At 68.8% G+C, this 12498-nt stretch carries 14 protein-coding genes; 8 read left to right on the forward strand and 6 right to left on the reverse strand.

Going from position 1 to position 12498, the window contains the following annotated elements; translation table 11 throughout:
* The first annotated feature begins 203 nt into the window (after positions 1 to 203).
* The 4 genes from GV007_RS16495 to GV007_RS16510 all read left to right on the forward strand — a co-directional run bounded on the left by GV007_RS16495 (position 204) and on the right by GV007_RS16510 (position 2647).
* On the forward strand, positions 204 to 530 hold the full coding sequence (locus tag GV007_RS16495) for a ribbon-helix-helix protein, CopG family (protein ID WP_160074545.1): 327 nt from the start codon (positions 204 to 206) through the stop codon (positions 528 to 530).
* 56 nt (positions 531 to 586) lie between these two features.
* Positions 587 to 1333, forward strand: coding sequence for a DUF429 domain-containing protein (locus GV007_RS16500; RefSeq protein WP_160074547.1), 747 nt, complete (start codon positions 587 to 589; stop codon positions 1331 to 1333).
* A gap of 66 nt (positions 1334 to 1399) precedes the next feature.
* On the forward strand, positions 1400 to 2164 hold the full coding sequence (locus GV007_RS16505) for a class I SAM-dependent methyltransferase (RefSeq protein ID WP_160074549.1): 765 nt from the start codon (positions 1400 to 1402) through the stop codon (positions 2162 to 2164).
* A 45-nt stretch (positions 2165 to 2209) separates the two neighbouring features.
* Positions 2210 to 2647: a VOC family protein gene (locus tag GV007_RS16510; RefSeq protein WP_160074551.1), complete on the forward strand. Its 438-nt coding sequence runs from the start codon at positions 2210 to 2212 to the stop codon at positions 2645 to 2647.
* Between the two features lie 394 nt (positions 2648 to 3041).
* Here GV007_RS16510 and GV007_RS16515 read toward each other — a convergent pair whose 3' ends face one another.
* Positions 3042 to 3893: an SDR family oxidoreductase gene (locus tag GV007_RS16515; RefSeq protein WP_160074553.1), complete on the reverse strand. Its 852-nt coding sequence runs from the start codon at positions 3891 to 3893 to the stop codon at positions 3042 to 3044.
* A complete protein-coding gene (locus GV007_RS16520) occupies positions 3890 to 4261 on the reverse strand; it encodes a winged helix-turn-helix transcriptional regulator (protein ID WP_104244573.1) in 372 nt (123 codons plus the stop codon). The genes GV007_RS16515 and GV007_RS16520 overlap by 4 nt, the downstream gene beginning before the upstream one ends.
* 179 nt (positions 4262 to 4440) lie before the next feature.
* Between GV007_RS16520 and GV007_RS16525 the strand changes: the two genes are divergently transcribed.
* On the forward strand, positions 4441 to 5085 hold the full coding sequence (locus GV007_RS16525) for an NAD(P)-dependent oxidoreductase (RefSeq protein ID WP_160074555.1): 645 nt from the start codon (positions 4441 to 4443) through the stop codon (positions 5083 to 5085).
* Between the two features lie 173 nt (positions 5086 to 5258).
* Here the strand turns inward: GV007_RS16525 and GV007_RS16530 are convergent, their stop codons facing one another.
* The 4 genes from GV007_RS16530 to GV007_RS16545 form a co-directional block, all read right to left on the reverse strand.
* Positions 5259 to 6284, reverse strand: coding sequence for an NAD(P)-dependent alcohol dehydrogenase (locus GV007_RS16530; RefSeq protein WP_160074557.1), 1026 nt, complete (start codon positions 6282 to 6284; stop codon positions 5259 to 5261).
* Positions 6285 to 6373: 89 nt separating this feature from the next.
* Entirely contained in the window at positions 6374 to 6916 is a 543-nt protein-coding gene (locus GV007_RS16535) for a hypothetical protein (RefSeq protein ID WP_160074559.1), read from the reverse strand.
* A 42-nt stretch (positions 6917 to 6958) separates the two neighbouring features.
* Positions 6959 to 7621 carry a GAP family protein gene (locus tag GV007_RS16540; RefSeq protein ID WP_160074561.1) on the reverse strand — a complete coding sequence of 221 codons (663 nt, stop codon included), beginning with the start codon at positions 7619 to 7621 and terminating at the stop codon, positions 6959 to 6961.
* 249 nt (positions 7622 to 7870) lie between these two features.
* A complete protein-coding gene (locus tag GV007_RS16545; protein WP_201297757.1) occupies positions 7871 to 9202 on the reverse strand; it encodes an aspartate aminotransferase family protein in 1332 nt (443 codons plus the stop codon).
* A gap of 235 nt (positions 9203 to 9437) precedes the next feature.
* On the opposite strand from GV007_RS16545, the gene GV007_RS16550 reads away from it, so the two are divergent.
* The 3 genes from GV007_RS16550 (at position 9438) to GV007_RS16560 (ending at position 12370) form a co-directional block, all read left to right on the forward strand.
* Positions 9438 to 10487 (forward strand): phosphotransferase enzyme family protein, encoded by a 1050-nt coding sequence (locus tag GV007_RS16550; RefSeq protein WP_160074563.1) that lies wholly within the window; start codon positions 9438 to 9440, stop codon positions 10485 to 10487.
* Between the two features lie 154 nt (positions 10488 to 10641).
* Positions 10642 to 11895, forward strand: a complete 1254-nt coding sequence (locus GV007_RS16555; protein WP_160074565.1) for an ammonium transporter — start codon at positions 10642 to 10644, stop codon at positions 11893 to 11895.
* Positions 11896 to 12031: 136 nt separating this feature from the next.
* Positions 12032 to 12370: a P-II family nitrogen regulator gene (locus GV007_RS16560; RefSeq protein ID WP_104332770.1), complete on the forward strand. Its 339-nt coding sequence runs from the start codon at positions 12032 to 12034 to the stop codon at positions 12368 to 12370.
* The last annotated feature ends 128 nt before the right edge of the window (positions 12371 to 12498 follow it).

Consider the following 12498-nt stretch of genomic DNA (forward strand, 5'->3'; position numbering starts at 1 on the left):
AGCGCTCGACGACCCGGAGGCTCTCCTCCGCTCACCGGACCCAGCAAGTCGATCCGGCAGATCAGACCGGTACATCGGATGGAGCACATCACTTCAACAGCTACTTGTGGTGATCGTGATCAGGCACGATGGATGCCTCTTCGGCGGCAACGCCTGGCCTGCCAATGCTTCCCATCGAAAACTCTACGAAGAACGGCGAGACAATGACTGACGCACTCCCCCAGGACGCACGCGACGCGATCCGCGCCGAGCTCGAAGCGGACAGCCCCGAGTATCGAGAGGCCACCGCTGAGGGGCAGTGGACGAAACCCAACCATGGGCCATCTCCGCTCTTGACGCTCCGGGTACCCGCGGAGACGCTTGAGGCACTGCAAGCACTTGCGGCGAAGAATGGCGTGTCGCTGTCGACACTCACTCGAGGGTTCATCTTGGAGGGGCTCGCCGCGCACCAGGGCGACGATCTGCGCGTCGCGATCGAGCGCCTCGAGCGTGACCTCGCAGCTGTGAAGGCGCGCGCCCTCGCGAGTTGAGGAGACCTGGCGCGAGTCGCAAAGGGGCCCAGTCGCGTTCCCGTAGCGTTGCTCGTGTGAGAACCGTTGGCGTTGACCTGGCCGCCGAGCCCACCCGGACGGCGCTCGCCGCCATCGAGTGGGGAGCGGATACGGCCCGTGTGGCCGAGCTGCGGCTCGGCATCCACGACGCGGACATCGTCGACCTGTCGGTGGATGCGACGAGCATCGGCATCGATTGCGCGTTCGGCTGGCCCATCGAGTTCGTCGAGTTCGTGACGGCGCACGCAGGACGGGCGACGGGGGCGCGCACGCACTCCGGCATCGACCTGCGTCGGCGTCTCGCCTACCGAAACACCGACCGGGTCGTGCGCGAGCGCACAGGGCGGTGGCCGCTGAGCGTATCCACGGACCGGCTCGGCATGACGGCCATCCACTGCGCCGAGTTGCTCGAGGCGTTCGAGTCGACCGGCGAGGAGGTCGACCGCTCCGGCGGCGGACGCTTCGCCGAGGTCTACCCCGCCGCAGCCCTGCGCGCCTGGGGGCTGCTCACTCCCGGGTACAAGACGAAGCCGGAGGCGCGCGTCCTGGCGGCGGCGGCGCTGCTGGATGCGCTCCCCTGGCTCGAGACGACCGCCGAACAGCGAACGCTCCTCGGCCACTCCGACGACGCCCTCGATGCCCTCGCCGCGTCACTCAACGCGCGCGCCCACGCGCTCGGCAAGACGCTGCCCGTCGCACCAGACCTGCTCGACGCCGCGAAGGTGGAAGGCTGGGTCGCCCTGCCGACCTGCTCCATCGCCGAGCTGGCACCCCACGCCTGACCCCTGACTCCTGACTCCAGCCGGAACCGCCGCCGAGCGCTCAGCCGCCGCACCTAGCATCAGCGCATGACTCGAGCTGCGCGCAACTGGTTCACCGAGGGCGGGCGGGCCTACGCCGACTTCCGCCCCAGCTACCCCGCTTCCCTGGCGGCTGAGCTGGCCGAGCTCACGCCGAGCCCGCACCTCGCCCTCGACGTGGGCTGCGGGAACGGCCAGTTCACGACCACCCTGGGCGACGTCTTCGACGAGGTCATCGGCCTCGATCCGAGCGAGGAGCAGATCGCCAACGCCGCGCCGCATCCGCGCGTCGAGTACGTGCAGGCGCCCGCCGAGTCGCTGCCGATGAGCATCCACGACAACTCCGCCAGCCTGGTCAGCGTCGCCCAGGCCGCGCACTGGTTCGACCTACCCCAGTTCTACGACGAGGTCACCCGAGTGAGCGCCGACGGCGGCATCCTCGCACTCCTCTGCTACGGCATCCTCCACGTCGACGATCCGGCAATCGACGACCGCGCTCAGCGCTTCTACGCCGATGACCTCGACGCCTACTGGCCACCGACGAGGCGCCTCGTCGAACGCGAGTACCGCGACCTCCCCTTCCCGTTCGAGGAGCTCGAGTTCCACGCCCCCAGCATCGAGAAGAACCTCACGCTCGATGCGCTGCTCGGCTACTTCTCGACCTGGTCGGCCGTCCGCGCTGCCCGCGAGGCCGGCCGGGAGCATCTCCTCGAAGACGTCGGCCGTGACCTCGCAGAGCTCTGGGGCGACCCCTCGACCGAGCGCCGGACGACCTGGCCCATCGGCGGTCGGGTCGGACGAGTGAACCGGTAGCGCGGGTCCCGCATCCGCTCGGCAAAGCTGAGTAGCATGCGGACCATGCCCATCAAACTCGAGAACGTCGGCATCGCCGTCCGTGACCTCGAAGCGACCATCGCCTTCTTCACCGACCTTGGCCTCACCGTGCTCGGCCGCGACGAGGTGAGCGGCGAGTGGGCATCCACGGCCGTCGGCCTCGACGGGAACCACGCGAAGATCGCCGTGCTGCAGACCCCGGACGGCCACGGACAACTCGAGCTCTTCGAGTACCTCAACCCCGAGGCCATCGAGACCGAGCCGACGCTGCCCAACGAGATCGGCATGCACCGCGTGGCGTTCTCCGTCGACGACCTCGACGCTTCGCTCGCCATCGCCGCCAGGCACGGCTGCCATCCGCTCCGCGGCGTCGCGAACTACCAGGACGTGTACAGGCTCACCTACCTTCGGGGGCCGAGCGGCATCATCGTGATGCTCGCTCAGGACCTCACGAAGAGCTGACACGCCGCGCAGCAACCGCGACCCCGGTGCCCGGATCGCCGACGAGCGGAACTGAGGACGGAGACCGAGTCGGCAACCGAACTCCAGACCGCTCCCGCCACCTCCGCGGCGTCGCCTACCGTGACCAGCATCAGTGCAAAATCGCTCGAAACCGAGCGCAGATTGGCCAAGCGGGCCGAATCTGCACTGATGTTGGTCAGCCTCCGCCCGAGTCGCCTCCGGTGAAGCGGATTTTCGGCAGCACAACCTGATCCCCGTCGGAGACGGACGCGTTCGACGCGGACTGGAGGTCCCTGACCGACGCGAACCTCGTCACGGAGCTCCGCGTGCGCTCGTCCCTGATCGCGCGCCTGGAGATCGGCGCACTCGGGGGTTCCGCGATCGGTGACGTCGGCTACGCTCTCGCCAGGTACTGGGCGAACGAGACGGGGGTCCTGCCCGTGACCCGTTCGACGTCGACCGAGACCCTCGACAGCTCACCGCTCGCGATCGCCGTGTACGTGCTCACCCAGGCATCGTTCTGCCAGGGCGGCGCGCCCCACTTCACCCGCGACTCGTACGCCTCCTCGAGCGTCTCGTCGTGGAACGTGACGGCGGTGCCGCTGGCGAGCGCGATCGCGTCGGCAATCTCGGCTGCACTGAGGGCCTCTGGCCCCGTCAGGTCGTAGATCGCACCCTGGTGCGCATCAGGTGCGAGCAGCACGCTCGATGCGACCGCGGCGACGTCGGCGCGGCTCACGATCGACACACGCCCGTCTCCCGCGGGGCCGCGCAGCACGCCATCGTCGCCCACGAACATGGGCATGACGTCCATGTAGAAGTTGTCGCGTAGGAAGGTCCATGCTATCCCCGACGCCTTGAGGTGCTCCTCCGTCGCGAAGTGGTCTCGCGCCAGCGTGAACGTCGAGTCCGGCGACGCCCCGAAGAACGACGTGTAGACGACGTGCTCCACTCCGGCGTCTGCCGCCGCGTCGATGAACGCGCGATGCTCGTCGAGACGGGTCTCGCTCTCGGACGCCGACACCATGAAGAGCGTGCGCGCTCCTCGCAGGGCGGCCGTCGAGGCGGCACGATCCGCGTAGCTGAAGGGAGCGACGACGCAACCCGGCAGCTGTGGCGCCTTCGCCGGCGTGCGCGCGAGGAGGAGCTGCGGGGCTCCCGCATCCGCGAGCTGCCTGGCGACGCGTCCGCCGACAGCGCCCGTGCTGCCGGTCACCGCGATGCGGTCCACACGTGATTCGCTCATGCCGCCCTGCTCTCGTCGTACCGGAGCTGCGCATCCCCGACGTCGGACATGTGCTCGGCCGCCCAGTCGGTGAGGATGCGGAGCGGGCCGAGCAGGCTGCGGCCGACCTCCGTCAGCTCGTAGTCGACACGGGGCGGCACCTGCGGGAAGACGGTGCGCGTGACGAGGCCATCGCGTTCCAGTCCGCGGAGCGTCTGGGTGAGCATCTTCTGCGAGACGCCATCGACGGCCGCCTGGATCTCCGAGAATCGCTTCGGCCCGTCGTGCAGCGTGCCGACGACCAGCACCGTCCAGCGATCGCCGATTCGATCAAGCAGTCGCCGCGACGGGCAGTCACGGACGTACGGGTCCCACAGCGGCTCGGACATGGCCCACCCTTCTTCGGAGTATCCACAGGTTACTCAGTCACCAGCAGAGACTCAAGAGCTGCACAAAGGGCACTTCGCGGTAACCGACTCCCCGCAAAGTGCCTTCTTCCCCTCCCCGCAGTCGGTCTCCTACGGTGACCTTCGGCGGCTGAAACGGCCGCCGCGACGAAAGGACCATCATGGCCAAGATCACCATCCTCGGCGGAACCGGATACGCCGGCAGCCACCTCGTCCGGGCGGCAGCCGCCGCTGGCCACGAGGTCACCTCGTTCAGCCGCTCGCGTCCCGCAGAGCCGATCCACGGCGTCAGCTACGTCAACGGCAGCGTGCTCGAGGACGGCACGCTGGAGCACGCGATCGACGGCGCCGAGGTCATCGTCTCCGCACTGGCACCCCGCGGCGAGCTCGAGGGAAGCACCCGCGGACTCCTCGCGAAGGCCGCCGAGCTCGCGGCTTCCAAGGGAGTGCGCTTCGGTGTCATCGGCGGCGCCGGCTCGCTGTTCGTCGCCGAGGGTGGCCCGAGACTCTTCGACACGGAAGGCTTCCCGGATGCGGTGAAGCCCGAGGCCTCCGAGATGGCGGGCGTGCTCGACGACCTGCGCGCATCCGCCCCCGAACTCGACTGGTTCTACGTGAGCCCTGCCGCCGCGTTCGGCGCCTGGGCGCCGGGCGAGGCGACCGGCGAGTACCGCATCGGCGGCGACGTGCTCCTCACCGACGCGAACGGCGACTCGAACATCTCCGGCGCCGACTTCGCAGCGGCGATCGTCGCCGAGATCGACACCCCCACCCACCGCCGCGCCCGCTTCGGCGTCGCGTACTGACTGACGGCAGCCCCAGCCTCACGCTGCTTGCACTCTTCCTCATCCAGTCGCAGACCTGGGGGTTACGCATGCTCGTTGCTCGGCAAGCATGCGCAACCCCCAGGTCTCCGGGAGATGCGACAGCCAGGCGGCCAGACTGACCGGCGGGCCGGTGACAGTCAGGCGAGGGCTGCTTACGGGACGATGACCGCGCGACCGCGGATCTCGCCCGCGTGCAGCTTCTCGTAGGCGGTGGTGGCCTCGTCGAGGGAGAACCGTTCGACGTGGATGTTGATGGCCCCGCGCTTCGCGAGCTCGACGACCTCCATGAGCTCCGTCCTGGAGCCCCAGTTGATAGCGCGGCCGGTGACGTCGAGCGGCACCGTCGTCTGACCGATCGGCACCGCACCACTCGCGACGCCGACGACGACAACGGATCCGGCGGCCGCGACCATCTTCGCGGACAGGTCGGCCGTCGGCTGGATGCCGACGAAGTCGAAGACCACCGTCGCGCCCAGGCCGCGGGTGAGGTCCTTGACCGCGGGGACGGCGTCCGGGTTCGACAGGAACGTGTGGTCCGCGCCGACGGTGCGGGCCAGCTCGAGCTGCGGCTCGCCGACATCGAGCACGACGACCGTCGACGCTGAGAGCGCCTTGAGCAGCTGGATGGCGACGTGGCCAAGGCCGCCTGACCCGATGACCACGGCAGTCGAGCCGGGGACGAGCTTCGGCAGCGCCGACTTCACGGCGCGGTACGGGGTGAGGCCGGCGTCGGTGAGCGACACGTTCTTGACCGGGTCGAGGTCGCCGATCGGCACCAGGTGCCGGGCATCGTCGACGATCATGTACTCGGCCATGCCGCCGTCGCTGAAGATGCCAGGCGCGCGCATCCCCTTCTCGCAGTTCTGCTCAGCTCCGCTTGCGCAGTGGTAGCACCGGCCGCACCCCCACGGGCCGTAGACGATGACCGATTCGCCGATCTCGACGTCGTGGACGCCGCTGCCGATCGCCTCGACGACGCCCGCGACCTCGTGGCCGAGCGTGAGCGGGAGCGGCTTGAAGTAGTACTCCTCCTCGGAGGCACCCATGATGAACTCGTCCGAGTGGCAGGCTCCAGCGGCCGTCACCTTGAGCAGGATCTCGCCGGCAGCAGGCGTCGGGGTGTCGATCTCGACGAGTTCGGGGCGCGAGCCGATCGCGCGGTACTGCAGTGCTTTCATGGCGCTGCCTCTCTCCGGGCGGAGGGACGGCCCGGCGTCATCGGGCGACGCGAAGCGCCGCGAACCCGGAAGGGGGGTTCCGTCCGATGCTACGCCTCGCTATGTGCCGAGTCAGCGACTAAGCGTCGAATCCCGACGCTCCGCGCCGCCTTTCGCAGACCGGCTTCGACCGCCAGCAGCAGCAGAGCCAGGAAGGCGCATCCGCTCACGACGAACAGCACGCCCGACCAGCCCGAGTGGTCGCCACCGCTGGTTCCGAAGCCGTCTGCGATCGACATCCCGATCGGGAACGACGCCCAGAAGTAGGCTGGTGCGCCCAGCATCAGGATGAGGAAGCCGCACGCGGCACTCTCCCGCCACGTTGCTCGGCGACGAAGAGCGATCAGCAGGTTCCCCACGCTGAGCGCAACGCCGATCACCGCGAACGCCACGACCCACCCCACCGCGAACGGCTCGTTGGCCGCCGCCGCATCTCGATAGATCTCAGGCAGGGTTCGGTCGGGAACCGCGGCAAGCGGGTTCAGCACAAGGACCTGCAGCGCGCCGAGCGCCACGTACGCGAGGACGAGCAGGGAACCAGCGGAGCCGATCACGATGGCCACGGCCGACCGCTGTGCTTTCTCGATGCTCATGCGAGCGAGACTATCGATCGTCGCGAGAGACATCGTCACCATTCAGATGAAGAACAGCGCGACTGCGAAGCAGCCAGCCGCGAGCGCGAAGTGCAGCGCCGCCATCTTGCGACTCGCTCTCACTTCCCCTGTCGTGAGACGCGCGTACACCTCGCGGAAGCGCTCCCGGGGTCGATCCTTGAAGAGGATGCCGAGCACAAGCGCGATCACGGTCGGCACCGCGTAGATCACCGTGTATCCCGCGAGGGCTGCAACCGCGGTCGGGGCCGAGACCTCGGCGTCGATGAGGCGCTCCACGGCGAAGAACATGGGGAACGCGTTCGGCAGATCCGCGACCGTCGCGACGACGCCGAGCGGAAACGCGGTGCCCGGATTCACCCAGCGCAGCAGCGGGTAGCCGCGGCGCTCACGAGTTCGGAAGCGTCGCACCCCGAACACGAGGAACATGACCCCGAAGCCGAGAAAGATGATGCGGCGCATCCACGTGGCGAGGTCGTCGACGAGCGTCCCGGCGAAGCTCGCCCCGAAGTACACGAGCATCGTCAGCCCGAAGAAGGCGACCGCCGCGCCCGCCGCGTAGACCCAGCCCGTCGGGACGGGTCGCTGCACGGTGAGCAGGATGAGGATGACAACCGCGATCGTCGACAGGTTCAGCGAGTCGATGACGGCGAGGCCGATGAGCGCCGCGACCAGACCGCCGCTCACCCCTCGCTCCCCCGCATGCCGTGGACTCTACCGGGCGGGCCGTCCGCCGACTCACCTCGCCCGCCTCGATGCCCGTCGCCCCTGACCAACTTCAGTGCTCATTCGGCTGAAAACGCTCCTCAAAGCCAGCCAGACCCCGGATGAGCACTGAAGTTGGTCAGGCGGCCCGGGGCAGGGCAGGCGGGTCGAGCAGGGCACGGCAGCTCAGGCAGGCAGCGCGACCGCAGTCCGCGACCGCGCGCCCTCGCCTCAGCGCACCGGCACGTCCGCGAGCGCCGCGGCGAGTGCATCCGTGAACCGGTCGATGTCGTTCTCCTGGAACGACAGGGGCGGCCGCACCTTGAGCACGTTGTTGCTGGGACCTGCCGTCGAGGTGAGCACGCGGTGCTCGCGCAGCGCGTTGACGAGCGCGAGCGCCGTCACCCCGTCAGCTTCCTTGCTCGATGCGTCGGAGACGATCTCGACGCCCGTGAACTGCCCGGCGCCGCGGACGTCGCCGATGCGCGCGTCCCCAACCGAGCGGATCGCGGCGCGCAGCTGGTCGCCGACGCTCGCCGCACGTTCCGGCAGCCCTTCGTCGCGCAGCACATCGAGCACCGCCTGCGCGGCGGAGATCGCGACCGGGTTCCCGCCGAATGTGTTGAAGTACGGGATGTTCGTGGCGAACGGCTCGAGCACCTCGGGGCGCGCGGCCATGCCGGAGACGGGGATGCCGTTGCCCATGGGCTTCCCCATGGTGACGATGTCGGGCACGATGTCGTGCCTCGCGAAACCCCACATGCGTGGCCCGAGGCGACCGAAGCCCGGCTGCACCTCGTCGGCGATCCACACGCCGCCTGCCTCGTGCACGGCGTCGAACGCCGGCTTGAGGAAGCCGCTCGGGTCGGCGGCGACGCCATCGGAAGAGAAGACGGAGTCGGCGAGGAAGGCCGAGAACTTCACCCCGTGCCTGGCGAGGTCGGCGATGGCCGAGCGGATGTCGGCGGCGAGCTTCTCGCCGACGAGCTCGGGGGCGGTTCGGTAGGTGTCCGGCCCCGGCACGGTGCGCACCTCGAGCCCGAGCGTCTGCCCACTGCCGAGGGCCGGGGAGACGCCCGAGGTTAGCCCAGAGGTGCCGTGGTAGGCCTCGCTCGTGACGATGACGCCGCTGCCGCCGGTGTACGCCGCGGCGACACGCAGGGCGAGGTCGTTCGCCTCCGACCCCGTGCACTGGTACATGACCTGGCCGATCTCCGCCGGCATCGTCGAGAGCAGGTCCTCCGTGTAGTCGAGGATCGCCTCGTGCAGGTAGCGGGTGTGGGTGTTGAGGGTGCCAGCCTGCGCCGCCATCGCCGCCACGACCCGCGGATGCGCGTGGCCGAGGCTCGCGACGTTGTTGTACATGTCGAGGTACTCGACGCCGTCGTTGTCGTAGAGGTACGTGCCGCTGCCCCGCACGAGGTGGACGGGGTTCGAGTAGAAGAGGCGGTAGGAGGGTCCGAGGAGCCGCGTTCGCCGCTCGACCATGGCCTCGGTCTCTGCCGCTGCTGAGGACTCCCCCACCCGGTAGCTGTTGCCGTCCATGATCGTCGATCTGCTCACGTGACGTGTCCTCTCCCGCGGGCGCACTTCGCCCGGTCGGCGCTTCGATCCTGTCCGGCCCAGTCGAGCACACTGTTTCCTCCCGGTAAATCGTGTGTAACGAGTGCCCGTACATCGCTCATCTTCAGCGAATCAGCACCTAGACATGGATCACCCCGCACTCAGCCGGCACACACCAGAGCCGCCGCGATCTGCACGTCCGCTGCACGAATCGCCCCAGCCCGAGGAGACGACCATGATCGAGGCAACGCTCAAGCAACCCGTCTCGGGGCTGCGCGTCTTCGACGCCCTCGTCAAGGGGGAATCGGCTCCCGCCTGGCTGCACGACGGGATGCTCGCAGCCTTCGGACTCCCGTCCGAGGCTGCGACGAAGCTCATCTCCGTCTCCGAGAACGCGTCGTACCTCGTCGAGCTGGCAGGGCAGCCGATCGGGGTCGTTCGCCTGCAGCAGCCCGGCTACCAGGAGGGCGAGGGGCAGCTCCGCTCGGAGATGCTGTGGGTCGAGGCGATCCGCGACTCGGGATGCGCGGAGGTTCCCTCTCCCATCCCGGGCGCCGACGGGCAGGTGACGCAGAGCATCCCGTCGCCGGACGGGATGGCCCTCAAGGCGGTGTACTTCGAGCATGTTCGCGGCTCGATCCTGCAGGACGTCGAGGACGCGACGCCGTGGTTCACGGAGCTCGGGCAGATCACGGCCCGCCTCCACGACCACGCGCGCAGCTGGCGACGACCCGCGGGGTTCGACCGGTTCACGTGGGGTCTCCCCGACCTCCTCGGCTCGACCGCGAGGTGGGGAGATTGGCGCCGCGCCTCGCTGACGCCGGCGCAGCTCGATCTGCTGGAGCGCGCCGAGATGTCGGCCCTCAGCCTCGTGCAGGCGGCGCCAGCTGGCTGGCAGGACTGGGGGCTCGTGCACTCCGATCTGCGCCCCACGAACGTGATCCGGGACGGCGATCGGCTGGTCGTCATCGACTTCGACGACTCCGGCTTCAGCTGGTTCCTCTACGACTTCGCGTCCGCGCTCACCTTCCAGGAGCACAAGCCCGAGGTGCGCGTCATGGCCCGCAACTGGATCGATGGGTATCGATCCGAGGGGCGCCTGACGGATGCGCAGCTCGAGCTGGGCTGCGCGCTCTCCATGGTGCGCACGCTCACGATGCTCGGCTGGAGCACGACCCACCGCGATGAGGCGCTCCCGCCGGACCTGCAGGGCGGTGGTGTCATCGACGCCGCGCTGTTCACCGCCGACCGGTTCCTGACCTCCCCGACCTGGCTCATCGACTGACCCTCGCGGCCGACCTCCGCCGACCGCCGCCGCGCACCCGAGGCCGAAGGCCCCACGAGCGTGGCACGCCCGCGAGCCGCCCGCTCCCCAGACTGCTCCACCCGTGCATCCCGCACGCCATCTCCCTCCATGACCCCAACACAAGGAGCCATGTATGCCCGCTGCCGATCTCGCCTGGATGCTCGCCGCATTCGGACTCGTCCTCCTGATGTTCCCCGGAATCTCGTTCTTCTACGGAGGAATGCTCAACAGCAAGAACATGCTCAACATGGCCATGATGGTCTTCGGCTCGATGGCCGTGGTCGCCGTCATCTACGTGCTGTTCGTGCACGGAATGGTGCTCGGAAACTCGGTGGGGGGCGCCGGAATCATCGGTGACCCGCTCGCGTTCGTCGGCATGGAGTCGTTCATGACCGACTCGTCCGAAGGCGACATCATCGCCGTCGACGCCTACTGGGGTGCCTTCTACATCCTGTTCGCCGCCATCAGCATCGCGATCGTCGCATCCGGTGCGGCTGGGCGCATGAAGTACTGGGCGTGGCTGATCTTCGCCGCGCTGTGGACGATCCTCGTCTACGCGCCCCTCGCCCACTGGGTCTTCGCGTTCACGAGCGACGACGGCGAGACGGTCGGCGGGTGGATGCGCAACGTCCTCGGCCTGCACGACTACGCGGGTGGCACGGCGGTGCACATGAACGCCGGCGCTTCGGCAGTTGCCCTCGCGCTTGTACTCGGCCGCCGCAAGAACACGGAGCTTCGCCCGCACAACATGCCGCTTGTCCTTCTCGGCGCCGGCCTGCTCTTCTTCGGCTGGATCGGCTTCAACGGCGGAACGGCCGCAGGCGCGAACTTCCTCGCCGGCTACGTGGTGCTCACGACGACCCTGTCCGCCCTGACCGGCGCGTTGGGCTACCTGCTCATCGAGCGCATCCGCGACAAGCACGCCACGACGCTCGGCATGGCGACGGGCATGATCTCGGGCCTCGTCGGCATCACCCCGGCAGCGGACGCGGTCACCCCGCTCGGCGCGCTGGCCCTCGGCTTCATCACGGGTGCCGTGGTGGCGCTCTGCATCAGCTGGAAGAACCGTGCCAAGGTCGACGACGCGCTCGACGCGTTCTCGGTGCACGGCATCGGCGGTATCGTCGGGGCCCTGTTCGTGGTGTTCCTCGGCGCAGCCGCGGCACCGGCTGGCATCGCGGGCCTCTTCTTCGGCGGGGACCCGAGCCTCCTGTGGCGTGAGCTCGTCGCCATCGTCGTCACGTGCGTCTACGCGTTTGTCGTCACGTACCTGATCGCGTGGGTCATGAACAAGATCGTGCCGATCCGCGTGCCCGACGAGGTGGAGTCGGTCGGTCTCGACCGCGGCATCCACGCTGAGAGCGCCTACGAGTTCGAGGCACGTTGACCATGATGGAGACAGGCCGCTTCGGGGCGCTCGGCAGGTCCGAGTTCACCCCGCGCGATCAGAACACCCAGTCGACGCGCGTCCCCCACGACCAGAACGCACAGACAACGCCAGCACAGAAGAGGAGCGCACGCCGATGAAGCTCGTGACCGCAGTGATCCAGCCGACGAAGGTCGACGATGTGAAGGATGCTCTCGAGGCCGCAGGCTTCACGGGCCTCACCATCACCGAGGTGGAGGGGCACGGCCACCAGAAGGGCCTCACCGAGTACTACCGGGGGCAGGCCGTGAAGGTCTCGTTCCGCGCCAAGACACGTGTCGAGGTGCTGGTCGCCGACGAGACGCTCGAGAAGGCTCTGGACGTCGTGGTCGAGGCGGCCCGCACCGGCAACGTCGGCGACGGGAAGGTGTGGGTGACGGATGTCAGCCACGTCGTCCGCGTGCGCACGGGCGAGTCGGGCCCCGCGGCCGTGTAGACCGCGCACCGTGTAGCTCACGCCATCGCGGCGCCCCAGATCGTTGTGGCCCGTTGCTGTTCCCGGCACTGGGAGCAGCAACGGGCCACAACTTTGCGGTTGGGGAGAGGCGCGGGACGAGGCGAGGG

This window comes from Pseudoclavibacter sp. 8L (assembly GCF_902506465.1).
Taxonomy (GTDB): domain Bacteria; phylum Actinomycetota; class Actinomycetes; order Actinomycetales; family Microbacteriaceae; genus Pseudoclavibacter.

Coding starts and splice junctions, on each gene's coding strand:
- GV007_RS16495 (WP_160074545.1), top strand. CDS start 204: ATGACTGACGCACTCCCCCAGGACGCACGCGACGCGATCCGCGCCGAG.
- GV007_RS16505 (WP_160074549.1), top strand. CDS start 1,400: ATGACTCGAGCTGCGCGCAACTGGTTCACCGAGGGCGGGCGGGCCTAC.
- GV007_RS16510 (WP_160074551.1), top strand. CDS start 2,210: ATGCCCATCAAACTCGAGAACGTCGGCATCGCCGTCCGTGACCTCGAA.
- GV007_RS16515 (WP_160074553.1), bottom strand. CDS start 3,893: ATGAGCGAATCACGTGTGGACCGCATCGCGGTGACCGGCAGCACGGGC.
- GV007_RS16520 (WP_104244573.1), bottom strand. CDS start 4,261: ATGTCCGAGCCGCTGTGGGACCCGTACGTCCGTGACTGCCCGTCGCGG.
- GV007_RS16525 (WP_160074555.1), top strand. CDS start 4,441: ATGGCCAAGATCACCATCCTCGGCGGAACCGGATACGCCGGCAGCCAC.
- GV007_RS16530 (WP_160074557.1), bottom strand. CDS start 6,284: ATGAAAGCACTGCAGTACCGCGCGATCGGCTCGCGCCCCGAACTCGTC.
- GV007_RS16535 (WP_160074559.1), bottom strand. CDS start 6,916: ATGAGCATCGAGAAAGCACAGCGGTCGGCCGTGGCCATCGTGATCGGC.
- GV007_RS16550 (WP_160074563.1), top strand. CDS start 9,438: ATGATCGAGGCAACGCTCAAGCAACCCGTCTCGGGGCTGCGCGTCTTC.
- GV007_RS16555 (WP_160074565.1), top strand. CDS start 10,642: ATGCCCGCTGCCGATCTCGCCTGGATGCTCGCCGCATTCGGACTCGTC.
- GV007_RS16560 (WP_104332770.1), top strand. CDS start 12,032: ATGAAGCTCGTGACCGCAGTGATCCAGCCGACGAAGGTCGACGATGTG.